This is a genomic window from Novosphingobium rosa NBRC 15208, from assembly GCF_001598555.1.
Taxonomy (GTDB): Bacteria; Pseudomonadota; Alphaproteobacteria; order Sphingomonadales; family Sphingomonadaceae; genus Novosphingobium; species Novosphingobium rosa.
On record NZ_BCZE01000076.1, the window covers coordinates 12,264 to 34,809 of the forward strand.

Annotated in this window: 25 protein-coding genes; 8 read left to right on the top strand and 17 right to left on the bottom strand. The window is 63.0% G+C overall.

Annotation, left to right across the window (positions count from 1 at the left end):
- The first annotated feature begins 90 nt into the window (after positions 1-90).
- The 4 genes from SR3_RS31595 to SR3_RS24180 all read left to right on the top strand — a co-directional run bounded on the left by SR3_RS31595 (position 91) and on the right by SR3_RS24180 (position 5,040).
- A complete protein-coding gene (locus SR3_RS31595) occupies positions 91-246 on the top strand; it encodes a hypothetical protein (RefSeq protein WP_157099084.1) in 156 nt (51 codons plus the stop codon).
- A 79-nt stretch (positions 247-325) separates the two neighbouring features.
- Complete coding sequence (gene epsC / locus SR3_RS24170) at positions 326-1,285, top strand: serine O-acetyltransferase EpsC (RefSeq protein WP_245654079.1); 960 nt, start codon at positions 326-328, stop codon at positions 1,283-1,285.
- A gap of 42 nt (positions 1,286-1,327) precedes the next feature.
- On the top strand, positions 1,328-2,659 hold the full coding sequence (locus SR3_RS24175) for a dicarboxylate/amino acid:cation symporter (protein ID WP_068091723.1): 1,332 nt from the start codon (positions 1,328-1,330) through the stop codon (positions 2,657-2,659).
- Between the two features lie 50 nt (positions 2,660-2,709).
- Entirely contained in the window at positions 2,710-5,040 is a 2,331-nt protein-coding gene (locus SR3_RS24180; RefSeq protein ID WP_068091725.1) for a GH92 family glycosyl hydrolase, read from the top strand.
- Between the two features lie 246 nt (positions 5,041-5,286).
- On the opposite strand, the gene SR3_RS24185 is transcribed toward SR3_RS24180, so the two are convergent.
- The 3 genes from SR3_RS24185 to SR3_RS24195 all read right to left on the bottom strand — a co-directional run bounded on the left by SR3_RS24185 (position 5,287) and on the right by SR3_RS24195 (position 9,565).
- Positions 5,287-6,876 carry a M28 family metallopeptidase gene (locus tag SR3_RS24185; RefSeq protein WP_068091758.1) on the bottom strand — a complete coding sequence of 530 codons (1,590 nt, stop codon included), beginning with the start codon at positions 6,874-6,876 and terminating at the stop codon, positions 5,287-5,289.
- Between the two features lie 148 nt (positions 6,877-7,024).
- Positions 7,025-7,780 carry a dienelactone hydrolase family protein gene (locus SR3_RS24190; RefSeq protein WP_068091726.1) on the bottom strand — a complete coding sequence of 252 codons (756 nt, stop codon included), beginning with the start codon at positions 7,778-7,780 and terminating at the stop codon, positions 7,025-7,027.
- Between the two features lie 279 nt (positions 7,781-8,059).
- Positions 8,060-9,565 carry an acetyl-CoA hydrolase/transferase family protein gene (locus tag SR3_RS24195; protein ID WP_068091727.1) on the bottom strand — a complete coding sequence of 502 codons (1,506 nt, stop codon included), beginning with the start codon at positions 9,563-9,565 and terminating at the stop codon, positions 8,060-8,062.
- Between the two features lie 213 nt (positions 9,566-9,778).
- Here SR3_RS24195 and SR3_RS32255 point away from each other — a divergent pair, with 213 nt between their 5' ends.
- Both SR3_RS32255 and SR3_RS32260 read left to right on the top strand, forming a co-directional pair.
- Entirely contained in the window at positions 9,779-10,306 is a 528-nt protein-coding gene (locus tag SR3_RS32255) for a hypothetical protein (protein WP_068091728.1), read from the top strand.
- Positions 10,303-11,226, top strand: coding sequence for a cytochrome-c peroxidase (locus SR3_RS32260; RefSeq protein WP_218018882.1), 924 nt, complete (start codon positions 10,303-10,305; stop codon positions 11,224-11,226). The genes SR3_RS32255 and SR3_RS32260 overlap by 4 nt, the downstream gene beginning before the upstream one ends.
- Before the next feature lie 4 nt (positions 11,227-11,230).
- Here SR3_RS32260 and SR3_RS24210 read toward each other — a convergent pair whose 3' ends face one another.
- From SR3_RS24210 to SR3_RS24220, 4 genes are all read right to left on the bottom strand, one after another.
- Positions 11,231-11,566, bottom strand: a complete 336-nt coding sequence (locus SR3_RS24210; RefSeq protein WP_157099085.1) for a hypothetical protein — start codon at positions 11,564-11,566, stop codon at positions 11,231-11,233.
- Between the two features lie 76 nt (positions 11,567-11,642).
- Complete coding sequence (locus SR3_RS24215) at positions 11,643-12,113, bottom strand: Panacea domain-containing protein (RefSeq protein WP_068091729.1); 471 nt, start codon at positions 12,111-12,113, stop codon at positions 11,643-11,645.
- 327 nt (positions 12,114-12,440) lie between these two features.
- A complete protein-coding gene (locus SR3_RS30860; RefSeq protein WP_245654082.1) occupies positions 12,441-12,656 on the bottom strand; it encodes a helix-turn-helix transcriptional regulator in 216 nt (71 codons plus the stop codon).
- A gap of 122 nt (positions 12,657-12,778) precedes the next feature.
- Positions 12,779-13,078 (bottom strand): hypothetical protein, encoded by a 300-nt coding sequence (locus SR3_RS24220; protein ID WP_068091730.1) that lies wholly within the window; start codon positions 13,076-13,078, stop codon positions 12,779-12,781.
- A 739-nt stretch (positions 13,079-13,817) separates the two neighbouring features.
- Between SR3_RS24220 and SR3_RS24225 the strand changes: the two genes are divergently transcribed.
- Positions 13,818-14,192, top strand: coding sequence for a DUF6998 domain-containing protein (locus tag SR3_RS24225; protein ID WP_407668204.1), 375 nt, complete (start codon positions 13,818-13,820; stop codon positions 14,190-14,192).
- A 99-nt stretch (positions 14,193-14,291) separates the two neighbouring features.
- Here SR3_RS24225 and SR3_RS31600 read toward each other — a convergent pair whose 3' ends face one another.
- Together SR3_RS31600 and SR3_RS31605 are read right to left on the bottom strand one after the other, a co-directional pair.
- The gene (locus SR3_RS31600; protein ID WP_157099087.1) at positions 14,292-14,888 is read right to left on the bottom strand and encodes a hypothetical protein; all 597 of its coding nucleotides are present in this window, start codon (positions 14,886-14,888) and stop codon (positions 14,292-14,294) included.
- A 207-nt stretch (positions 14,889-15,095) separates the two neighbouring features.
- Positions 15,096-15,728, bottom strand: a complete 633-nt coding sequence (locus SR3_RS31605) for a hypothetical protein (protein WP_157099088.1) — start codon at positions 15,726-15,728, stop codon at positions 15,096-15,098.
- A 378-nt stretch (positions 15,729-16,106) separates the two neighbouring features.
- Between SR3_RS31605 and SR3_RS24230 the strand changes: the two genes are divergently transcribed.
- Complete coding sequence (locus SR3_RS24230) at positions 16,107-16,409, top strand: DUF6429 family protein (RefSeq protein ID WP_068091733.1); 303 nt, start codon at positions 16,107-16,109, stop codon at positions 16,407-16,409.
- Between the two features lie 62 nt (positions 16,410-16,471).
- On the opposite strand, the gene SR3_RS24235 is transcribed toward SR3_RS24230, so the two are convergent.
- The 8 genes from SR3_RS24235 to SR3_RS24260 form a co-directional block, all read right to left on the bottom strand.
- On the bottom strand, positions 16,472-16,669 hold the full coding sequence (locus tag SR3_RS24235; RefSeq protein WP_068091737.1) for a sigma factor-like helix-turn-helix DNA-binding protein: 198 nt from the start codon (positions 16,667-16,669) through the stop codon (positions 16,472-16,474).
- Positions 16,666-18,117, bottom strand: a complete 1,452-nt coding sequence (locus tag SR3_RS24240) for a chromosome partitioning protein ParB (RefSeq protein WP_068091740.1) — start codon at positions 18,115-18,117, stop codon at positions 16,666-16,668. Before SR3_RS24240 ends, SR3_RS24235 begins: the two co-directional genes overlap by 4 nt.
- 1 nt (position 18,118) lies before the next feature.
- Positions 18,119-18,364, bottom strand: coding sequence for a hypothetical protein (locus SR3_RS32125; protein ID WP_174549185.1), 246 nt, complete (start codon positions 18,362-18,364; stop codon positions 18,119-18,121).
- A 105-nt stretch (positions 18,365-18,469) separates the two neighbouring features.
- Positions 18,470-18,793 carry a DUF2958 domain-containing protein gene (locus SR3_RS30865; RefSeq protein ID WP_245654080.1) on the bottom strand — a complete coding sequence of 108 codons (324 nt, stop codon included), beginning with the start codon at positions 18,791-18,793 and terminating at the stop codon, positions 18,470-18,472.
- The gene (locus SR3_RS24245) at positions 18,783-19,784 is read right to left on the bottom strand and encodes a tyrosine-type recombinase/integrase (protein WP_068091742.1); all 1,002 of its coding nucleotides are present in this window, start codon (positions 19,782-19,784) and stop codon (positions 18,783-18,785) included. The genes SR3_RS30865 and SR3_RS24245 overlap by 11 nt, the downstream gene beginning before the upstream one ends.
- Positions 19,781-20,698 (bottom strand): tyrosine-type recombinase/integrase, encoded by a 918-nt coding sequence (locus tag SR3_RS24250; protein ID WP_307563986.1) that lies wholly within the window; start codon positions 20,696-20,698, stop codon positions 19,781-19,783. The genes SR3_RS24245 and SR3_RS24250 overlap by 4 nt, the downstream gene beginning before the upstream one ends.
- Positions 20,692-22,239: a tyrosine-type recombinase/integrase gene (locus tag SR3_RS24255; RefSeq protein ID WP_084455879.1), complete on the bottom strand. Its 1,548-nt coding sequence runs from the start codon at positions 22,237-22,239 to the stop codon at positions 20,692-20,694. The genes SR3_RS24250 and SR3_RS24255 overlap by 7 nt, the downstream gene beginning before the upstream one ends.
- Positions 22,236-22,546: zincin-like metallopeptidase domain-containing protein (locus SR3_RS24260; RefSeq protein ID WP_245654081.1), on the bottom strand; the 311-nt coding region annotated here is incomplete at its 5' end. The genes SR3_RS24260 and SR3_RS24255, both read right to left, overlap by 4 nt.

The following is a 22,546-nucleotide window of genomic DNA, read 5'->3' on the forward strand; positions in this document are numbered from 1 at the left end:
CCCAAGGAATTCCGGCCTTTTCGGCCAGTTTCGGGGCCCAGCGCGAAACGCGTCTCGATCTGTCTGACTGCCTTGAAAGGAACCGGAATCATGCCTCACCATCCCTTCGCCCTTGCCCGCCATGCGGGCCGACCTGCTCCCGTGCCGCCGCTGCCCCATCCCTCATGGCGCGGCGATCACGCCGCCGCAGCGCGGCACGGAACCCAGATCGAGCCCGAAGAGTTCTGGCAGAGGCTGGGATTGTGATCGCACCTCCCCCATATAGGCTTCCATGACTCCGCACCCCGCCTCGCCCTTCGCCCTTGCGACGGAAGACTCCCCCGCGGTGACTGGCCTTGACGGCTCGGCGCAGGAGGACGGCTTCGACCTGACCGCCATCACCCATGCCCTGCGCGATGCCCGCAAGGGCTGGCGCGGGCGCCTGCCCTGCGAAGGGCGCGCGGGCGATCTGGATTATGGCGCGCATGGCTTCCCCTCGCGCCACGCGCTGGCCCATGTGGTGGAAACGCTTTCGGCGGCGCTGTTCCCCATGCGCCTTGGCCCCTCGGACCTGACGGTCGACAATGAGGACGCCTTCGTCGCCGCCTCGCTGCGCACCGCGCTGCCGCTGCTGGCGCGTCAGGTGGCGATGGAGTTGGCTTACGTGCGCGAGGGCTGCAAGCCCTCCACCGACCATCACGACCGCGCCCGCCGCATCATCGCGCAGGTTGCGCAGCGCCTGCCCGAGATCCGCCGCCTGCTCGACAGCGATCTGGAGGCCGCCTTCGCCGGAGACCCCGCCGCGCGCAGCGTCGATGAAATCCTGCTGTGCTATCCCTTCGTCACCGCCGTGATCCATCACCGTCTGGCGCATGAGTTGTATCTGGGCGGCGCCACGCTGGTGGCGCGCATCATCGCCGAGATCGCCCATTCGCGCACCGGCATCGACATCCACCCCGGCGCCACCATCGGCGAGAGCTTCTTCATCGACCATGGCACCGGCGTGGTGATCGGCCAGACGGCGATCATCGGGCGCCGGGTGCGGCTCTATCAGGCGGTCACGCTGGGCGCGCGCAGCTTCGCGCAGGACGCCGACGGCCATCTGGTGAAGGATATCGCCCGCCATCCCATCATCGAGGATGACGTGACCATCTATGCCGGGGCCACCATTCTGGGCCGGATCACCATCGGCGCGGGATCGGTGATCGGCGGCAACGTCTGGCTGACCCGCAGCATCGCCCCGGGCAGTCAGGTGAGGCAGGTCAAACCCAGCGTGGACATCGAGACCACCGATCCTTTCGCCTGAACCATCACACCATAAACGTCGCAACACCGTGAAAGTCCGCAAGTGAACCAGACCACCGCCCCCCGCCCCGCGCCCAAAAGGCGCGGTTTTGCCTTTCAGATCATCGCGGCGATTGCCGTGGGTCTGGCACTGGGCCTGCTGGCGCGGGCGACGGGCGCTCACCCGGGCGACAAGAGCCATCCGCTGGCCATGGCGCTGAATCTGGTCGGCTCCAGCTTTATCACTCTGCTGCGCGCCACGGTGGCGCCGCTGGTGTTTGCCGCCATCGTCGCCAGCGTGGCGCGTCTTGGCGAGTTGAACAATGCGGCGCGTCTGGCGGCGCAGACCTTCCTGTGGTTCGCTATCACCGCGCTGATCGCCGTCAGCATCGGCATCATCCTGGGCCTGACCTTGCAACCCGGCCTGCACAGCGGCGCCGTCGCCACTGATGCCGCCCAGCCGCATACCGTCGGCAGCTGGCTGGACTTTATCAAGGGCCTGATCCCCGCCAACATTCTGGGTCTGGCCGCCAGCACCAAGGTGGATGGCGCCAGCGCCAGCACGGCGGTGGATTTCAACATCCTGCAGGTGGTGGTGATCGCTCTGGCCATCGGCAGCGCGGCGCTGCACTCCGGTGAGGCCGGGCAGCGCTTTCTGGGCTGGACCAGCGACCTGCTGGTGGTGCTGCGCAAGCTGCTGGGCTGGGTCATCCGCCTTGCCCCCATCGGCACGGCGGCGCTGATCGGCAATGCGGTGGTGCAGTATGGCTGGGATACGCTCTCCCGCCTCGGCCTGTTTGCCGGAGCGCTCTATCTGGGCCTCGCGCTGGTGGTGGGCGTGGTTTATCCGGGGCTGCTGGCGGCGCATGGGCTGTCGCCGCGCCGGTTCTACGCCAAGGCGTGGCCCGCGATGCAGCTGGCTTTCGTCTCGCGCTCCTCCGCCGCCGCCCTGCCGCTGGCTGAAGTGGCTGCCGAAGAGCTGGGCGTGCCGCGCGCCTATGCCTCCTTCGCCGTGCCCATCGCGTCCACCACCAAGATGGATGGTTGCGCGGCGGTCTATCCCGCCGTCGCCGCGATCTTCATCGCGCAGTTCTACGGCATCACGCTGGCGCCCTTGCAGTATGGCCTGATCGTGGCGGTTTCGGTCCTGGGTTCGGCGGCCACCGCCGGCGTCACCGGCGCGGTGGTGATGCTGACGCTCACCCTCTCCACGCTGGGCCTGCCGCTGGAGGGCGTGGGCCTGCTGCTGGCCATCGACCCCATCCTCGATATGGGCCGCACGGCGGTGAATGTGACGGGTCAGATCCTGATCCCCACCATCGTCGCCCGCCGCGAGGGCCTGCTGGACGAGGCCCGCTACAATGGCGATCATGTGGAAGACGCGCTGATCGCCTGATCGGCAAAACGCCCTTGGACAGCGATGTCAGGGCAGCCTAGTCTGCCCCGATGCTTCGCTCCCCCCTGCGCGCCGCTCTGGCCCTCGCCCTGTCCTGCTCCCCTCTGGCGCTGCATGCCGGGGAGCCCACACCGAATGAGGCCGCCGACCCGATGGTCGGCACCGGGGGCGAAGGCCACACCTTCCCCGGCGCCAGCGCGCCCTTCGGCATGGTGCAGCTTTCGCCCGATACCGACACCAGCTGCGAAATCCGCGCCTGCTACGGCCATGCGGCGGGCTATCGTTACGACGATCCGACGATTCAGGGCTTCTCCCACACCCATTTCTCGGGCGCGGGCCATTCCGATCTGGGCGATCTTCTGGTCATGCCTCAAGCCGGTGAGGTGAAACTCGATCCGGGCGATCCCAAGGTTCCCGGTTCCGGCTATCGCAGCCGCTTCTCGCACAGCACCGAAGTCGCCCACCCCGGCTATTACGCGGTGACTTTGGCGGACAACAACATTCGCGCCGAGATGACCACCGGCACCCGCGTCGGCGTGCATCGCTACACCTTCCAGCCCGGCACCCATGCGCGGCTGGTGATCGATCTGCGGACCTCGCTCTACAACTATCCCGGTAAGGTGTTGTGGTCGGGCCTGCATCTGCATCCCGATGGCACACTGACCGGCTTTCGCGAGACCCGAGGCTGGGCGCCGGGCCGCAAGCTGTTCTTCGCCATGCGCTTTTCCGCGCCTTTGGTCGGCCATGAGCTGATCGACCGCGACGCCAATGTGCCCTATCGCGGCTTCAAGGGCCCGGGCCGCACCAGCGCCGATCTCTCCGAAAAGCTAGGCAAGGCGCTGGAGGCATCGCTGGATTTCGGCACAATCAGCGGGCCTTTGGAGGTGAAGGTCGCACTGTCGGGCGTGGACGAAGCAGGCGCCATCGCCAATCTGGAAAGCGAGCAGGGCAATTTCGACGCCATCCGCGCCCAGACCGACACCGCATGGGCCAAGGCGCTGGGCGCCGTGCAGATCGAGGCGCCGGAGGCCATGCGCCGCAACCTCTACACCGCGCTCTACCACAGCCTGCTGGCACCCAGCGTCTGGAGCGACGTCGATGGCCGCTACCGCGGGCCGGACGATCAGGTGCATCAGGCCAAGGGCTTCACCTTCCGCTCGACCTTTTCCCTGTGGGACACGTTCCGCGCCGAGCATCCGTTGCTCACCCTGATTCAGCCCGAACAGACCACCGCCGATGTGGTCAACTCTCTGGTCGAAAGCCAGAAATACAGCCCCGATGGCATCCTGCCCGTCTGGCAATTCGCGGGCCGCGAGACCTGGTGCATGATCGGCTATCACGCCGTACCGGTGATCGCCGACGCCTATCTCAAGGGCCTCAAGGGCTTTGATGCCAATGCCGCGCTCGATGCCATGGTCGCCAGCGCCACCCATGCGCAATATGGTGGCCTCGGCGACTATATGAAGCTGGGCTACGTCCCCATCGACCGTGAGCCGGAAGCCGCCTCCAAAACCGCCGAATATGCCTTCGACGACTGGACCATCGCCCAGATGGCCCGCAAGATGGGCCGCGCCGACATCGCCGCCACCTTCGAAAAGCGCGCCAACAACTGGCGCAACAGCTTCGATGTCAAAACCGGCTGGCTGCGCGCCCGCAAGGCCGATGGCTCCTTCCGCACCCCCTTCGACCCCACCGCCATCAACTACGGATCGGACTACACCGAGGGCAACGCCTGGCAATACAGCTGGTTCGCCCCGCAGGATCAGGCCGGTCTGTTCAAGATCCTCGGCGGCGACGCCAAAACCATCACCAAACTCGACGCCATGTTCGATTTCGACAATTCGAAAGTGGATTACAGCCACGCCGAGGACATCGCGGGCCTTATCGGCCAGTATATCCACGGCAATGAGCCCAGCCACCATGTCGCCTATCTCTACGCCTATGCCGGGGCGCCGTGGCGCACGCAGGCCCGCCTGAAGCAGATCGTCGACAGCCAGTACAAGCCCACGCCCGAGGGTCTGGCCGGCAATGATGACCTTGGCCAGATGTCGGCCTGGCTGGTGTTCACCGGGCTGGGCTTCTATCCCGTCGCGCCCGGCTCGAATCAGTATGTGATCGGGCGGCCCTTCGTGTCGCGCGCGGCGATCACCCTGCCCAACGGCAAGCAGTTCACCGTGGTGACCGACGGCCTGTCCGACGCGCATCCCTATGTCGGCAAGGTGACGCTGAACGGCCAGCCGCTGACCCGCAGCTATATCACGGACGCGGAAGTGCGTTCCGGCGGGGAGCTCCGTTTCACCATGCAGGCCCAGCCAAACAAGGCTTGGGGTGCATCGGCAGCGGCTCGGCCTTTTTCGAGTTCTACGGCCAAGCAGCAGTAAGGTAGATGCGAGGGGGTTACCCCCTCGCGCTCCCAAAACGTCTTCCGACGCACGGGCAGCAGCGCCGAATTGTAGCGCCCAGCCTCTTCACCTGCGCCGCTTAAAGCGCCGCAGGCAGGGAATATCGATAGGCTGCACTGGGACTTAAAGCATGCGGCGCCGCAACGTTGCTCCAAGGCCGAACCCGATGCGCAACGCAGACACTAAAGGGAGCGCGAGGGTTATGACCCTCGCATTCTCTCTTCCTTATTTCCCTGAAAACCGCCCGAAATAACTATCCTTGTTCCACGCGGGCCGGGCCGCGGCATCCGCCACATGCCGCACCACCGCCGTGACGTAATCCGCGAAAGCAGCCGCCACCGGACGGATCACCGGCTGGTTCGCGTCATCGCGCGGCGAGTGATAAATCCCCGCGCGCCATGCCTTTTCCACCTCGGCCTCAGGCGTATCGCGCTTGAAGCCCAGCTTCATGAACAGCGAGGGCACGCCAGCGCGGATAAAGCTGTACTGGTCGCTGCGGATGAAGACGTTCCGGTCGGGGAAGGGATCGGGCACGATGGGCAGGCCCAGCTTCGCCGAGACCGCCGCCGCATCCTTGCCCAGCGAGCTTTCCTCGTAACCGATGGGCGTCACGCTGGTGAGAGGAAAGATCGGCAGCGGCATATCGAAATTGATATCGGCCACCAGAGAGGCCTTGGGCACGCTGGGGCGCATCGCGAAATAGCGCGAGCCCAGCAGGCCGCCTTCCTCCGCTGTGGGGAAGAGGAACAGCACCGAGCGGCGCGGGCGCTTTCCGGCCTTCAGGTCGCGGGCGATGGTCAGGGCGCTGGCCACGCCGACGCCATTGTCCAGCGCGCCATTGTAGATGGCGTCGCCCTTCACCGGCTCGCCCACGCCCAACCCGTCGAGATGCGCGGAGATCACCACATTCTGCTTGCTCAACACCGGGTCGCTGCCCGGCAGGCGGGCGACGATGTTGGCGCTGTGCAGCACCGTCTGCGTGGCGGCGATATGGGTGGAGAGGCGCGTCGCCAGATCGAAATGCGGCAGGGAGGCGGATGAGTCGGCCAGCGCGGCCAGTTCGCTGAAGCTATGGCCCGATCCGGCCAGCAGGGCCTCGGCCTTGGCGGGGTTCAACGAGGCGGCGAGGAAAGGCGCCGCCACATCGCGCAGCCCATCGTCCTTCAGCATCAGCGATGGGCGGGCCGAAAGACCGATCTGGCGCGCCCAGGGGATTTCCGTCTGCTTGGGGGTGGCAAGCTGGATCAGGCCCACGGCGCCCAGCCTGGCCAGAATGGCGGTGCGCTCGCTGCGGGCATTGGCCTTGCGCGATCCCGAGACATTCTCCGGCCCGCCCGGCACCACCACCACGATCTTGCCCTTCACATCGATCCCGGCGAAATCGTCATGGCCGACATCGGGCATGGAGAGGCCATAGCCCGCGAAGACCATGGGCGCCGTCAGATCGACCGGCATGGCATGCGCGCCACGGAAATAGAGGTCGTTCGGCACAGACAGCGGCATGGCGAGCGGAACCGCACCCGTGCCGCTCAGCAGCTGGGCGTGGCTGGCGGCGGCATCGAAGCGCTGGGCCACCAGATCGACGGGCTGGTAAAAGCCATTGGTGCCCGCCGGTTCCAGTCCGATGGCCTGCAACTGCTTCACCAGCCAGGCCGCCGCGCGATCATAGCCGGGCGATCCGGCGCCGCGGCCCTGATAGCTGTCGTCGGCCAGCTCCTTCACCACCGCCCACAGCGCGGTGACCTTGGGTGCCTCCCCCGGCCCCGGAGCAGCGGCGGGCGTAGAGGTCTGAGCCTCTGCCGCGCCGGCCACCATCAGGCTGGCAAGGGCGATGGTGGAAAACAGGTGCCGCCGCATGGAATCCCTTTCGTGTCAGTCCCGCGCACCATGCACGGTGCGCTCCCGGCGCCAATGGCTCAAATACCCCAGCCTTGCCCGGTGGCAGAAAGCCGCCCCTTATCCGTTACGCCTGCCCGCTCCGGTTCAGCACCCGCGCAAACAGGTCCAGCATCCAGCCTGTGGTCTGCACAAACAGCGCGGGATCATAGCGATAGCCCTCATCGCGCAGGAAGGCATGGGCGCCATTGACCTCATGCCACTCATAACGCGCGCCAACCTCCTCCAGCCGCGCGCGGATCGCCTCGCGCCCGGCGAAGGGCACATGCGGATCCTGCCTGCCCCAGACGAACAGCGTTTCGGCCTTCAGCTCGGCCAGCCGGGCCATCGTGTCGTCATTCTTGCCCTGCCCCAGCGTGTCCGAATGGACATCGGTGGGATAGAAGCAGGCGCTGGCCTGCACGCGCGGGTCAAGCGCCGCGCGCAGGGCCAGATGCCCGCCAAGGCAAACGCCCACAGTGGCCAGCCGCCCGGTGCAGGCCGGATGGTTCTGCAGGAAATCCAGCACGGCGCGGGCATCGGCATCGTAACCGGCCACCGGCTTGGTGAATTTCAGATCGTTGCCCCGGTCCGTGCCGGGCTGGTCATAGGCCAGCACCGTGCCGGGGGCCTCATATTCGTGATAGACCTCCGGCACGGCCACAACATAGCCATGGCCCGCGATAAAGGCGGCCAAGCGGCGGATGGGGGCCGTCACCTGATAGATCTCGGAATAGAGCACCACGCCGGGGAAGCGGCCCTCTACCGCCGGGCGGAAGACATGGGTGCGCATCACGCCATCGGGCATGGGCAGGTCGGTCGGGTCGTCGTTGAGGAGGATCATTTGGGTGTTGTGGCGGGGGTTAAGGGTTTGGGCAAGTTAGAAGGATGATGCGAGGGGGTTACCCCCTCGCGCTCCCATGACGTCTTCCGACGCAAGGGTGGTGGCGCCGAAATGACGCGCCCCGGCTCTCCACTTGCGCAACTCAAGGCGCCGCAGGCATCAGTTTTTCCTGCCTGCGGCGCGGCAAGCTGGGCGCAACGCCGAACCCGATGCGCCACGTAGACACTAAAGGGAGCGCGAGGGTGTAACACCCTCGCATTCTCTCTTTTATTCCAAACCTTAAAGCATCGACCCTGTTTCAATAAACCGCTGATGCCAGCTCAAGGCCTCACCGGGCAGAGACGGGCTCTGCAACCCGTAAGATCCCTTCAAGGCCCGCGCGTAATAATCTTCCAGCATCGGGCGATAGGTCGGGTGCGCACAATTGGCGATGATCACCTGCGCCCGCTGGCGGGGCGAAAGCCCGCGCAGATCCGCCAGCCCCTGCTCGGTGACGATCACCTGCACGTCCTGCGTGATATGATCCACGTGGGAAGCCTGAGGCACGATGGCACTGATCTTGCCGCCCTTGGCCGTGCTGGGCGTCATGAAGATCGAGACATAGGCGTTGCGGGCGAAGTCTCCGCTGCCGCCGATGCCGTTCTGGATGCGGCTGCCCATCACATGCGTCGAGTTGACGTTGCCATAGATGTCGGCCTCGATCAGGCCGTTCATGGCGATGCAGCCCAGGCGGCGGATCAGCTCGGGGTGGTTGCTGATTTCCTGCGGGCGCAGGATCATCTTGTCGCGGTAGCGGGCCATATCGGCATTCACCCGCGCCGCCGCCTCGGGGCTGAGCGAGAAGGCGGTGGCCGAGGCCATGCGCAGTTTGCCGGTGTCGAGCAGGTCGATCATGCCGTCCTGAATGACCTCGGTGAAGCTGGTCATGTTGGTGAAGGGGCTATCAACCAGCCCGGACAGCACAGCATTGGCGATGTTGCCCACGCCCGACTGCAGGGGCAGCAAATTAACCGGCATGCGGCCCACCTTCACCTCATGGGCGAAGAAGTCCATCAGATGGGCGGCGATGGCATTGGCCGAGGCATCGGGCGCGCTGAAGGGCAGGTTGCGGTCCGGCGCGTCGGTTTCCACCACGGCCACCACCTTGGCGGGATCGACGGTGAAATAGTTCGATCCGATGCGGTCGTCGGCGCGCAGCAGGGGGATGGGCACACGCTGCGGGGGCAGCTGGGTGCCGTAATAGATGTCGTGGATGCCCTCCAGCGCGGGGGACTGCCAGCTGTTGACCTCAAGGATGACCTTGTCGGCGCGGTCCAGCCATGTCTTGTTGTTGCCCACCGAGGAGGAGGGAATCAGCGAGCCATCGGGGTTGATCCCCGCCACCTCGACCAGCGCAACATCCAGCTTGCCCAGAAAACCCTGCCACGCCATCGGCGCGACCTGGCTCAGATGCATGTCGAAGTAATCCATCTGGCCGCTGTTGATCTTTTCGCGGGCGATGGGGTCCGAATTGTAAGGCAGGCGGAATTCGATGCCGTCCACCTTGGCCAGCGCCGCATCCAGTTCGGGGCCGGTCGAGGCGCCCGTCCAGACGCGGACGCGGAAGTCGTCTCCGGCGGCATGGGCTGCCTCGATGCGCTCGGCCAGCGCAATGGGCACGGCCTTGGGATAGCCCGAGCCGGTGAAGCCGCTCATCCCCACCGTGTCGCCGGGGCGGATCATGGCGGCGGCTTGCGCGGCGCTGGTGACTTTGGCGCGCAGGGCGGGATTGGCGATACGGGTCACGAAACGGCACTCCTCAAGCGATCATCTTATGGAGTCAGGCCTGCGCTTCATGGGGCGTGAAAACAAGCCGCCTCCAGCCTAAAGTCCGGGTCGGACAGACCAAGGTATGGGGCCTGTTGCGGGGCATCTTTCTTGTGGCTGACTATGGCCTTTTCACCCCGCTCTGCTTTATGAACCAAAGGAACAACAGCTTGGCCTGTTTTCGGAGGTTCGATGCGCATTTCCCTCACCCCGCTGGCCGCTGGCTGCCTGATGCTGGCTGCTCCTTTGTGGGCTCAGGATGCCGGCATGCCGGCCGCCGCGCCGGTCTGCACCGGACCTGTGACCCCCACCGGTGCGCTGGCGCCTTGGGTCAGCCCCGCGCCGCTGACCGCCGGGGCCGATGGCGCACATGCCGCGCTGCTGAAACTCGGACAGGCGGCACAGATCGCCTTGCTGCCCACGCCTGCGGTGACCTATCCCCTGCAGCCGGAGAAGCCGGGCGGCTCGGTCAGCCATGGCGGGGTGATGGCGCTGGAGGTGGCTCAGGCGGGCAATTACCGCATCGCGCTGTCCTCGGGGGCGTGGCTGGATGTGGTGGGGGCCGATGGCGCGCAGCGCTCGGTGGCGCATGGCCATGGGCCGGACTGCAGCGGCATCCGCAAGATGGTCGATTTCGCGCTGAAGCCGGGGCGTTACACGGTGCAGGTCTCGGCCAATGGCGCCGACACGATCCGCGTGCTGGCCGTCGCCCTGCCGTGAAAGGTGTGAGGCTGCTGGCGCTGGCGCTGCTGACTTTGGGCACGACAGCGCTGGCCGGACAATTGCACCAGAGTGAAAACACGGCGCGAGTCGAGCTGGGCCACCGCCTGTTCTATGATGCCGACCTCTCGCGCGATGGCACCATGGCCTGCGCCACCTGCCATGAGCAGTTCCATGCCTTTGCCGATGGCAACCGCACCCATCCCGGCGTCACTGACGAACCGGGGCGGCGCAATGTGCCGGGGCTGGGCAATGTGGGGCTGTTCTCGCCGCTGACATGGGCCGATCCGCGCCAGACGACGCTGGCGGGGCAGGTTTCGGTGCCGGTGCTGGGCACGCATCCGGTGGAAATGGGGATGAAGGGTCAGGAGGGCGAGATCATCAAGCGCCTCTCGGCCAATCCCTGCTATCGCATGCTGTTCGCGCAGGCTTTTCCCGCCACGGATGGCGCTTTGACCTATGACCGCATGGCGGAGGCGCTGGGCAGTTTCGAGGCCATGCTGATCTCGCGCGGCAGTCCCTATGACCAAGGGGTGTTGTCCGCTCAGGCGCGCGCGGGGCAGAAGATCATCCGCCGCGATTGTGCCGCATGCCATGCCGGGCCGGACTTCACCGATCTGCGCTTTCACGCGCTGGAAGCCCCCCAGCCGCGCGATCTGGGTGTCTTCGAGATCACCGGCAAGGTGGAGGACAAGGGCGCTTTCCGCACGCCGTCTTTGCGCAATGTGATGGTGACAGCACCCTATTTCCACGATGGCGCCAGCCCGACTCTGGCCGCTGCCATCGCCCGCCATGGCCTGCATTATGCCGCCCCCGATCAGGCGGCGATCGAGGCTTTTCTTGCCGCGCTGACCGATCAGGGTTTTCTGACCAATCCCGCGCTGTCCTTGCCCAAACCGGGCTGCCCAAAGGCGCTTTGAGGGATCAATCCTCGCGCCGCCGCGCCCCGACAAAAATGCCCGTCAGCACCATGCCAACCAGACCGATCACCGTGGTGGCGGTGCTGCCCACCAGATATTTCAGCACCTCATCAGGCAGCTTGAAGCCGGTGACCTGGCAGCCATCCAGCAGCAGAATCAGCGCCACCACACCGCAATAGACGCACATGAAGGTGAAGGATTTGCGCGCATAGGGCTCGATCAGCTCATCGAGAATCTGGATGGTGCGGACATGCTTGCGCGTCGCATCCAGCTCTTGCCGCAGCGCTTCTTTTTCATTGCTGACCCGCGCCAGAGCATCGCGCAGATCGCTTTCGGACACCGGGACGGCATTGCGTGACGGATGCACTTACCCGGTGGGGGCGGTGTCGATGTCATGGAGCGTGACCTGAGGGAGGTTACTGTCGTCCGGCAAGGGCCAGATCTACGAAGTAGCGTTGAATCTCGCCTTCATCGAGGGCGGCGTTGCGCCCGCGTCCGAAATAGGTGTTGCTCCAGGGCGTGCCGCTATGGTGAGTCATCTGCGACAGCTCGTTGCCGCTGTAATCGCCATAGCGCTTCCAGACATGTTCGATCACATCGCGCTCTTCCTGCGAGAGCGGCGCCTCATAAGGGCCATCGCTGGGGCGGCACAGCAGCTTACTGTCGGCGTCATAGCCGTAATCGCGCAGGTGGTTCCAGATCTTGCGATAGACCGGGCCGCCATCCCAAGCCTCGATGCGGGCATCGGTGAGCGGGTTGTGGTTGATGGCCAGATTCCAGCCGTTCGCCATATAGACGAGCTTCTGTAACCACATCTGGTTGAAGGGCCGATTGCCTGAGAGCTTGATGAACTCATTGGCAATGGCGCGCGGATCATGACCGGGCATCGCTTCCTCTCAGGCGGATCATAACCGCTCTCCTGAAACAGGTAATATGTGGCAAAAAGTCAAGATTTGTACCGGTGATGATCAAGGCGAGGCTGGTCTGTGTGAAGCAACAAGCCCCCCCTTTTGCAGGGGGCACGAATGTTTCCGGCAGCTGCGCTGCGCCCATCCAAGCCTTAGCATAGGTTGGGGGAACGAGGGCCTTCTGTTACAACCACTCGTTCCAACCCGGAGAAATATCTGGCCAACCAATTGACCACAAAATTGGACCACGAGCCTCCCCTTCAAAGTGAGATCATCCTAGTCGACAAAGCATTTTGCATGATCCTGTCAATCATGCAGGGCAGCACCCTCTCGCCCGGACTCACGCCACCCAACCGGGTTCTCAATCCAACGATCTATGGCTGACTCCCGCCAACCAGCGCTATGCGTTCCAATGGCAATCTGCCGAGGGAAACTGCCATCGGCGATCTTGCGATAAATCGTCGATCGGGAAAGCCCCGTTCGAGCCAAAACCGTTTTCAGACGAATGATACGATCGGCAATTTGCTGCTGAACCACACCCGATCGATGTGGGACGACAGATCCTGAAACCGAAGAAGGTCCCGTCGATCCGAGATCGCTTGAAACGGGTTGCCGCAGGTCCCGCCGGGGAGGCATATGCCCTCTCATTTCGGGTCACCGTCGGCCAGAAGGCCACGTTCCATGAGGATTGTCCTTGCTTCCTTCAGCCCCTGTTCCAACACCTCAGGGATTTCTGTCCCCACATAGGTCGCCAGGATCGACAGGATCTGTATCGAGGTTCCAAGCATGTCATCGCATGACGCGCCTGCTTGTCGCTGCTCGTCATCGACAGCCTGGATCAGGAGATCACGGCAGTAGAGTGAAAGAGGCACACCAGCATCATCAGCTTGTTTGATGAGCAGATCAAAAATCGCCTGATCAAGGCGAATATCGATTTTATGCATAATACAGAAGCTCCTTGAAAAGAGCCTCCGACAGGTTGGTGAAGCAACAGAACCGTAACCGACCCAGCTCGTCTTTTCAAGCGGGTTAGTTGCCCTGATCTCGGTCGAGAGATGACCTCGAGGAACCCGAAAATCGACACAAGAGCAAGCCATCTGCGGTGGCCGTGATTTTCTTGCTTGTGATGCAGGCCTCACAAGGGAAAGGTCTCTATTTTCATATACATGAAAAAGCGGCACCCATCTTGTGATGCGTGCCTCACAGGCCAACTACAAATTTGTGTGGCACGCATCACACGGTTAATTCATTGAAGTAGCATCATTATATCGCACAGCACCCGTGCGTACGGTGCATTACAACTTACGCCCCTTCCGGCGTGCGTCAGGCCCTCCGCATGAGCTTGCGAATGCGCCCGATCAATTGACGAAGCGGGAGGCAACCCGCTGACCTTTCAGCTAGATCAAATCAGGTTTGAACGGCAGTCATGCCGTCACCTTGGAACCCTGGAGCTACCCAGAAGCACCATGCCCCCGGAAGCCTCAATGTGCCCCAAGCATCACGCCGAGATCGGCCCGGGCTCAACCATTTTCGAGAAGGCAGGATGACAAAGATGCACACCTTTCCCCTACCTCCTGCGATCGCCCACTTGCTCGAAGCCAGGAACAAGGTGCGTAGCCATTATGAAGAAATCCTTCGGGCGCAAGGCAGTCAGGTCGAGCTGAAATTCACCCTCGCGGCAACCTGGTGGGCGACATCGGCGAAGCCATTGCGGCAGAGCTTTTTGGCGTCAGGCTAGTTGAAACGAAATCGACCGAGGGGATCGATGGCTATGCCAGGGATGGCCGGACGGTTCAGGTAAAAGCGACCGGAACGAAGCGTGGCCCAGCCTTCCGCCAGACTGAAACGCGGGCCCATCACCTGCTCTTCTTCTGCCTCGATTTCGAAGCGACCACCGGCTCCGTCGCCTACAATGGACCGGAGCATTACGTCACGGATTTCCTGCCCGAGGCGTTTTCCGGCCAGCGCGTGGTAAGCCGTGCTCAGATCGCCCAGGCGACCCAGCAAGTCAAAGAAGGTGAGCCGTTACCACTCCTTGAGGTCGTCCGAAATCTTTGAACGCCCTTCGTCGCTCATAGTGAAAGGATCGCATCCAATTTCAGATGGTTGCTCAACCTGACCTGCTCAACTGGAACCGCCAAACAGGTTAGCCTCACGTCAGGCCAGATCATTATCAATCAGCGCAAAGCCTGTGGTCATGCGCACCTTGGCCAGAAGCCCCCGGAGGAGTGAGCATATTTCATCAGGCTCAAATCCGGGATCGTCCGGATGGCCGTATTGGAATTTGCTGTGCGCGTTCCATCGCCAGTATGGGGTCAAGACGGCGGCAAGGCGAGCCATTCGACGGCAGTGATGATTTAGCCCTGTGGCGTTGGCATAGGCCAGTGAATGGGCTACCAAATATCCTATTCGGGCAGCGCACCAACTGTCCGGAACGCCAGCCTTCAAAATGTGTGCTGAGAGCGCAAATTGGGCAGTCATCCCCGCACTGTAGTAAAGATGGCTGATCCTGTCCCTTGGCCAGAAATCACGGACGGGATAGAACATCTCGGCAGTTTTATACCGGTGTTTTGCGAGGTCATCCCCGTCCGCCGTCGGGCGCAAGTTCATGGGCGGATCTCCCAGCCTTTCGAACAGGTCCGCTAACGACACATTTTTCGTTATGGCTGTGGCGAGTTGCCGCCGATCATAAGGTTTGTGCGTCACCCATTTGAGAAAGCTTCCAGATCGGTGTGGGAAGGCGTCATTCTCCATAAGCACCTCTGTTGCGCATCTGCGCTGAGAAAAGATGTGACTGTGCCCGCCATGCGATCATGGCTGAAAAGAGCTTGTTCACGGTGTCTCGGTGGTTTGCGTCTGGGGCGCAGCGCCTCCGGCGCCAGGACAACGCCAGCGCCCGGTGGAGGAAAAAGGAGTGGAACCTTGCTGCCGCCAGCGGGGGACGCACAACACAGAGACAGGCTATTTTTGCGCAATCTCCGGCCCCCATCGATCCGGGTCATTCCAAAATTTCTGGGGTATGGCATGGCCAGTCACATCACTGATCCGCATCAGCAACGCTCTCAACAAGGACCGGATTTCCTCAGGGGTGAAACCACCATCCTTGGGCACACCACGCGACGCAATCGACATGGTATTCCATTTCCAATAGGGGTTCAGCACCATCGCCAAATGGCCCATATTCGGGCAATTGTGGCTGAGGCCGGTCGCGTTTGCATATTTTAGCGACTGGGCGATCTTGTACCCTATATGGGCAGCACACCAGCGATCCGGAAAGCCGACATCAAGCAAGTGGGATGACAAGGCCAACTGGGCTGTGATGCCTGCCTTATAGAAGGTGTCCGTAACCCCCGCGATCTCGGTCGCACGACGGGACGGGAAGAATTCCAGTGCCGTATGAAAGCGGCATTCGCTAAGTTCACGCCCCTCCCTGGAGCGTATCAGCTTCAGCGGCTGGTGCCCGGAATGTACAGCCAGTTCTTCAAGTTCATCATCATTGGGTGATGACGATTCCGTTATGAACGCCGGCGGCGGTCGACGCCTTTTCGCTCGCCGCTTTGGCGTGGGATTCGACGTGGGGGCAGGCTCAACCATATGCACCTCCGTTCCGCATCATCGCGGGTTGGCGGAAGCGAGGGACTGATGCGGTGAAAAGGTCCCGTAACTCCCGCGCGCTGAGCGCGGGAGGTGCCGGGGCTGGTAACACGTCGAGACATGCGCCGCTGCCTTTAGCACCGAGGTACCTGGACATGCGCAACGCCACCCCGGGCAACGGAAGTCGCCCAGGAATCGCTTTCTCGACGGGATTACCAGTCCCGGCGCTGCCCTTTGCGCAACGCCCGAGAAGCATAGCAGCAACCCGACAAATCTCCAAATCACCGTAGGGATTGGAATAAAATCAGGGCGCAGCCACCGAACGGCGTGCTAGGATTTGGGACGCGATGGAGATCATTGGCGAGCACAGAGGGACCAATGAACAGGCCCGAGATCGACCCTGATCTGATTGATGAAGCGGTGTTGGCTTTGATGCACCTCACGCTGCACGATGACGGCAGCCCCACACCCATATGGCGCGCCTGGAAGTCCTTTGATTGGAGTGCCCTTGCGAGGCTCCACCACAAAGGCCTGATCCTTGATCCGGTGGGCAAGGCCAGGTCGCTTATCCTGACCGAGGAGGGACAGCGCCTTAGCGAAGAGGCATTCTATCGGCTGTTTTCCAGCCGGGAGCCTCACCTCGAAACGGGTGACGATGGCGGGCAAGAAAAGGCCCCTTGAGACTTGCTCAAGGGGCCGAAGCTCGCGGCGAGAATAGGCAATGAAGGGCGTCCTCCCTCCCTTTATGGATCATCCAGCAGTCCCACCAGCTGCACGAGAGCTTCCGCCAGATGGGCTTGAACTTCCTTCTGAGATACCCCCAGCCGGAAAGCGATATCGGCATAATTCATGTCGTCCCTCGCCGATAAGAGATAGACAAGACGGAGCACCATCGGGAGCTGATCGAGCGCGGCAATCAGCCGCTCTGGATCGCGGTTCATGCCGCCTGCTCCAGGAATGGGAGGTCATCCTCATCTTTAGTCCCATCGTACTCGGCAAGGGCATCAGCAACTCTGGCAGCCTGATCAACCGTCCCGACACCGCCCCGCGCGGTATAAGCCGAAGGCGGGAACACCATCCAGCGCGGTACCCAGTCCTGCCGCTTCTCGCGCCCCTCCACTCCCTCAAGATGGTCACGGATGATGGACTTGAGGACTTTGCCCTTCTCCCCGGCATTGGCACCCGCGATGACTTCGCCCGCGACCTCCTCCACTATGGCCGCCAGCACGTCACGATCGCGCAGCACCTCGAAAAAGGCATCATCAGCCTGCCAATAGGGCGCCATGTCCATCCCGATATGCTGCCCGACCGCTTCGACAATGGCACTGCCGCTCGCCAGCGTCTCGCCCATCACCACAGGAATGACGGAAAGCACCTCTTCATCCCCTAGCGCCAACAGCCGGGCAAAGACCGCAACCAGATTGCTCCCATACCCCTTGGCACTCAGCGCCCCGCCCGTCACCGTAGGTTCCTCCGCCGAGAAACCCAACAAAGCCAGAACCCTGCGCCGCGCGACATCGAAATCAGCCTCGCCCCGGCTGTTCTCCACGCTCTCGCGGATGCCGTCATGGCGCGTCGTCTGGGGCTCCACCCTGACAGACCACAGCGGCGATCCGGCAATGGCATGCGCCACCATCAACCGCAGGGCCACGCCTGCATGCCCGACCAATGCAGCCCGCAAGGCGGCATGGCGATGCAGGTCGATGTAGTTTTGCATCGTGCCGGTGATCTCCGGGCGAGCGGGCTTTTCCTCGGTCGAGGCAGGCTCGCCCCGCTCGATGCGGCGGGCTTCCGTCGTGGTGATGTAGCCTTCATGAAAGACCACCTCCCCATCCCGGTGCAGATCGATATAGACGCGCCCGCCTTTGCGCTTGGGGGCCTTCTCATGCTCCCAATGGTGGAAATGCTCTGATGTCGGCACGATGACCACATCACCCCATCCAGCTTCGAGATAGGCTTGACGGCGAGTTTCGATGGCCCCGTTCTGCGCTGCCCAGAAGGTCTCGCCATCAGCGAAATAGCGATCCTCCCCGAAGAGATCGGCAATGATCCCGACCATGCCCTCGGTGTCGAACAGGGCGTGCTTGACCGGAATTGACTGTCCACCCAGGAGCCAGGCCTTGAGGTGATGGCCGCAAGGCGCATGGCCTTGCGGATCATCGAACAGGGCCAGCCAGTCCCGCTGCCTGCTCTTGCTGGCCATGGTCAGATGGCGAATCGTCGGACCATCGATCCTGTCCCGGCGGTAGAGGTCACGAATGCGAGGCAGGAGATTGCCCAGCGCTAGGATGCGCTTCACCCCGATCTCGGGCAGACCGAAGGTGATCGCAACCTCAGAGAGGCTGCGCCCCTCTTTCACCAGCCGGGTAAAGCTTTCCCAGCGGGTCACCTCATCGGGATCTTAGGTCATACGTCAACTGTCCTCCGATGCATTTTTCTGGCGGATATCCGTCAGTTTTGCGGCTTGTTATCGAGTGACGCTGTCCTTCGAGGATCGGCGACTGACGGCACGGCACGATTACCCCGCGCTGCCGCACGGTGGGCAGAATATCGGACACATCAGGTGCCTTTTTGGAAAAGCGCATGTTCGCCTTGCTGACAGACAGCTTGCCAAGATCGATAAAGTCGAGTTTCATCAGCGTTACTCCAAGCGAGTGCCGGTCCGTTCTGACCTTCCACGATCGACGGACCGGTTTTCAGATGGGCGGGAGAACGCCCGCCCGCGCTTCTCGCGGTTGACCTCAGTGGGGCCGCGAAACAGGGGATGCGTCCAATCGGCGCAAAGCGATCTCTGCCTGAGCAATCGAGCCCAACTGGTGAGCCGTCTCCGTCCAGACCGACAGGGGATGGGGTGTCGAGAAATAGAGATCGCGCTCGATCTGCAGGCCAAAAGGCAGGCGTACCGATCCGATCTCATGCAGGCTGAAGGAACCGAGTTCCGGGCAACCAAAACCCAGATCGGCAAGGCCAAAGTATGTGGAGCACCGTGTTATGTTGAGCCGGGTCTTTCCGGTGCCGCATTGCGCGGCACCGGCGTTTGATTGCTTCACATAATTATCGGCCATGGCTGGCCTCCAGCATCGCCAGCAGGCGATCAGAGACCCCGGTGAACGTGCCGCGCTTGATCTGCGGCGGAACGCCTGCATCGAGGATGTCGAGCTTTTCGCTTGGGTCGATCCGCAGATAGATCTCGGTGCTTGTCACGCTGCTGTGGCCAAGCCACAGCGCCACGCGCCGGATATCGCCGGTCGCCTCCAGGGTGTGGATGGCGCAGGTGTGTCGCAGGACGTGTGGCGTTACTCTTTTGCGCGCAAGGCTCGGGGCTGAACGTTGCGCTGTCCCGATGTGCACAGCGAGCCGATTGGCGAAGCCGTGACGGCTCATCGCCTCTCGGCGAGCATTGAGGAACACGGCATTGTCGGAGGTCGCGGGACGTATCCGGAGCCAGTCCCGCAAGACCGTTTGCGTCTCTTTCCACAGCGGCAACACACGCTCGCGGCGGCCCTTTCCGAGCACGTGGATGGTATCGATCGCGGGTCTGGTGACGTCGTCAAGCTGGAGCCCGGTCAACTCCGAGACGCGCAGGCCGCAGGCATAGGCTAGGTGCAGCATCGCCCGGTCGCGGATGCCGGATCGCGTGTGTCGATCCGGTGCATCGAGCACGGTCTGCAACTCGGCGCGCGTCAGATAATCGACCAGTGGTTCTTCGACTCGCTTCGCGGGCAAGGCCTGCACCTGCGTGGCGACGTGGAGGCATGCAGGTGCCCGATATTCGAGGAAGCGGAAGAAGGACCGGATCGCTGCCAACCTCGCGTTGCGGGTGCGCGGCGTGTTTTGGCGGCCGGTCTCGATATGATCGAGGAAGGCGAGGATCATATCTGCGTTCAGTTGCTCGATCTCAAGCGCGCAAGGTCGGACGCGCAGCCGTTTTGCGGCAAAGCTGACCAGCAACTGGAAGCCATAGGCGTAGCTGTCGATCGTGTGGCGACTGGCGCCGCGATCACGTGGCAGATGCTCAAGCAGGAACGCGCTGAGGTGTGGTGCGAGGGCTGTCATGCCGCACCGCCTTTCCGGAAGGCCTCGGTCGCCTGCGCGATCTGGCGGACCAGCACCGGGGTCGCTTCCAGATACCAGTAGGTGTCGGAGAGACAGGCGTGGCCGAGGTAGGTGCTAAGCGCGAGCATGTGGCGATTGATCGCTGCGCGATCACCGCCACATTGTTCGAGTGAACGGATCGCGAAGCTGTGACGAAGATCATGCAACCGCGGGCCGCTCTCGCTCACCGGGCCGCGCAGGCCAAGCTGTCGCGCGAGCCGAATGAACGTTCGGCTCACCGTTGCGTGATCGGGAGGCTCACCCGTCGATAGCACGAAGATGTGCGGGCTTTGGCCGCCGATCCGACGCCTGAGCATCAGATAGTCGGCGAGCGCGCTCCGCGTGCTTTCATGGATCGGGACAAGCCGGCTCTTGTGGAACTTGGTCTCGCGGATCACCAGCCCGTCGGGCGTAACATCGCCGTCGCACAGCGCTACCGCTTCGGACACGCGCAGTCCCGTCGCACCAAGCAGTCCGAACAGATGGTGATAGGTGTAGGGCGTGATCGATGCGATCGGCGGGACTGATAGCGCGGCGTCCATGATCTGCGCGATGTCCGCCGTGCTCAGGATATGCGGACGAGGCCGTGGCCGCTTCCCCCTCCCGAACATGTCGCGCGGAGGTATCTCGTTGCGGTTATCTTCGGCGTGCATGGAGACCGCAAAGGCGCGTGCGACCCGCAGGCGCTCGCGCGATCCAAGACTCGATGGCGCTGCTGACGACCATTCGATGATCCGGCTCGCGAGCGTATGTTCGTCCCCGCGCTCATCGGCTAGCGCGGCATATTTGTTGAGCATTTGCGCCTGGTCGACGAAGCTGTAGCCAAGCCCCTGCTTGATCGCGACGTAGCGCTGGACATGGGCAGTCATCAGCATGACGCACCTCCGATCCACGGCTGCACGATCTGGCCGAGCATCGCTGTATCGACCTTGGCATAGATCGCGGTCGTCTCCGGCGAACGGTGCCGAAGCACCGCGCCCACGGCATCGAGCGTCGCACCAGTCCGCAGCATGTTCGTCGCGGCCGAGTGGCGGAGTAGATAAGCGCCGCGCAGATTAGCATTGTCCACGCCTGCACGGGCGAGCGCATCCCGCACGATGGTTGCGATCGGCGATGAACATGCGAACGGCACGAACGGCGCGATCACACGCAGGAACACCTTGCTGGACGCGGCGATTGGTCGGGCGTGCTCGATATAGGCAAGCAGGGCGTCACCAGCATCCTGCGGGAGTGGCAACGCCACGGCATGCCGTGTTTTCCCAGCCACGCGTATCAGCGCGTTATCCCAGTCGATATCGCCCAGGTCGAGGTTCGCCACATCGCCGCCGCGAAGGGCAAGGCGCGCTAGCAGCAGCAGGATCGCACGGTCGCGAAGCCCCCGGGCGGTGCCCGGATCGCATGACGCGATCACGCGCTCCACATCGTCATTCAGGATGTAGCGCGGCAACGTCGCAAGCCGCCATCGCGGTATCCGGGGGACCGCGCCGACCAGCGCTGGCGGGCACGCGCCGGATGCCGAGAGGAACCGCAGATACATCCGCAACGAGCCACACATCAATTGGACGCTGGCCCGCGACGCCTGCTCCAGATTCCTCAGGATCACCCTGTTGATCAGCGCGGCGTCATAGCGCGTCGGATCGTTACCCAACTGCGGCAGCAATGTGCTGATCGCATGGACATGCCGTAGGTTCGTGACGTCGCTGGTGCCGCGATGTTGGCGCAGCCATTCGCGGAACGGGCGAAGCCGGTTATCGCTTTTCTCGCCCCAGATCGATTTTGGGGTCAGCCCTAGGTCGGCCAGATAGCGGGCGAAGCGCCGGATCGAGGCGACGTAGCTGCGATTCCGCTGACTGCCATGCCTGAACGCCCCCGGACACGTACAGTGATGCGTGGCGAAGCGATCCACGACCTCATAATCGACCGATGATAGCGCGACACGCTGATCGGCGAGCCACACCGCGAAGTGACGGCAACAGTGGCTGTAATGGAGAACGGTGCCTTCGGCGTAACCCTGCTGCCGGAGGTGATCCATGAAGGCATCCACGCGCTCGCGCAGATCATCGCGATAATTAGCGTATGACATTTTGCTGTTCCTTTCGTCCTGAGACGATCGGAGCATGCGCGTTATGTTGAGTGCGTGGCCTAGAAAGCTGAACCGGCCCGCCACGTTTTGCGGCCAGCTCAACATATCACCGGGCTTCACATAGTTCGGCTTATGTTGAGCTTCACATAAACCAAAGAGCGTATCGCCATCCTCGGCCAGTTCCGATGCCAGCCAGATGGCCGATCCCACCGGATTGAACAGCTTGAGCAAGGGGACTGGATCAGGCTCGGGCCGGTCATCTCGGCGGGCAGCAAGTTGACGTCCGGTGTTGACGCTCAGCGCCACGCGAAGGCGTTCAGGAAGCAGGATCATGCCGCCGCCCTCCCGCCGCTGGTCGCCGGGCTGCCTGGCCCCAATGCCGAGGCTTCCGCATGGCGGGCCAGCAGCCAATCGGCTGCCTTGCTTGCCTGACTGGCTGCCCGAAAGATCGCGCGATTGTCCTCACGCAACACCTCAAGCCATGAGCCGATATAATCGGCATGCCGTACAGTCGGCACGATACCCAGCGCGGCACAGAGGAAGGCCGAACCCATTTCCGCGATCAGTTCCTCGCGGGCATAGTCCTTCGAGCCAAACGCATTCCTGAGATCACGCCCCAGCCGGGATGCGTGGCCCGTGG

Coding starts and splice junctions, on each gene's coding strand:
- SR3_RS31595 (WP_157099084.1), top strand. CDS start 91: ATGCCTCACCATCCCTTCGCCCTTGCCCGCCATGCGGGCCGACCTGCT.
- SR3_RS24180 (WP_068091725.1), top strand. CDS start 2,710: ATGCTTCGCTCCCCCCTGCGCGCCGCTCTGGCCCTCGCCCTGTCCTGC.
- SR3_RS24185 (WP_068091758.1), bottom strand. CDS start 6,876: ATGGTGGCCGGCGCGGCAGAGGCTCAGACCTCTACGCCCGCCGCTGCT.
- SR3_RS24190 (WP_068091726.1), bottom strand. CDS start 7,780: ATGATCCTCCTCAACGACGACCCGACCGACCTGCCCATGCCCGATGGC.
- SR3_RS32255 (WP_068091728.1), top strand. CDS start 9,779: ATGCGCATTTCCCTCACCCCGCTGGCCGCTGGCTGCCTGATGCTGGCT.
- SR3_RS24215 (WP_068091729.1), bottom strand. CDS start 12,113: ATGCCCGGTCATGATCCGCGCGCCATTGCCAATGAGTTCATCAAGCTC.
- SR3_RS24220 (WP_068091730.1), bottom strand. CDS start 13,078: ATGCATAAAATCGATATTCGCCTTGATCAGGCGATTTTTGATCTGCTC.
- SR3_RS31600 (WP_157099087.1), bottom strand. CDS start 14,888: ATGGAGAATGACGCCTTCCCACACCGATCTGGAAGCTTTCTCAAATGG.
- SR3_RS31605 (WP_157099088.1), bottom strand. CDS start 15,728: ATGGTTGAGCCTGCCCCCACGTCGAATCCCACGCCAAAGCGGCGAGCG.
- SR3_RS24230 (WP_068091733.1), top strand. CDS start 16,107: ATGAACAGGCCCGAGATCGACCCTGATCTGATTGATGAAGCGGTGTTG.
- SR3_RS24235 (WP_068091737.1), bottom strand. CDS start 16,669: ATGAACCGCGATCCAGAGCGGCTGATTGCCGCGCTCGATCAGCTCCCG.
- SR3_RS32125 (WP_174549185.1), bottom strand. CDS start 18,364: ATGAAACTCGACTTTATCGATCTTGGCAAGCTGTCTGTCAGCAAGGCG.
- SR3_RS30865 (WP_245654080.1), bottom strand. CDS start 18,793: ATGGCCGATAATTATGTGAAGCAATCAAACGCCGGTGCCGCGCAATGC.
- SR3_RS24245 (WP_068091742.1), bottom strand. CDS start 19,784: ATGACAGCCCTCGCACCACACCTCAGCGCGTTCCTGCTTGAGCATCTG.
- SR3_RS24250 (WP_307563986.1), bottom strand. CDS start 20,698: ATGCTGATGACTGCCCATGTCCAGCGCTACGTCGCGATCAAGCAGGGG.
- SR3_RS24255 (WP_084455879.1), bottom strand. CDS start 22,239: ATGATCCTGCTTCCTGAACGCCTTCGCGTGGCGCTGAGCGTCAACACC.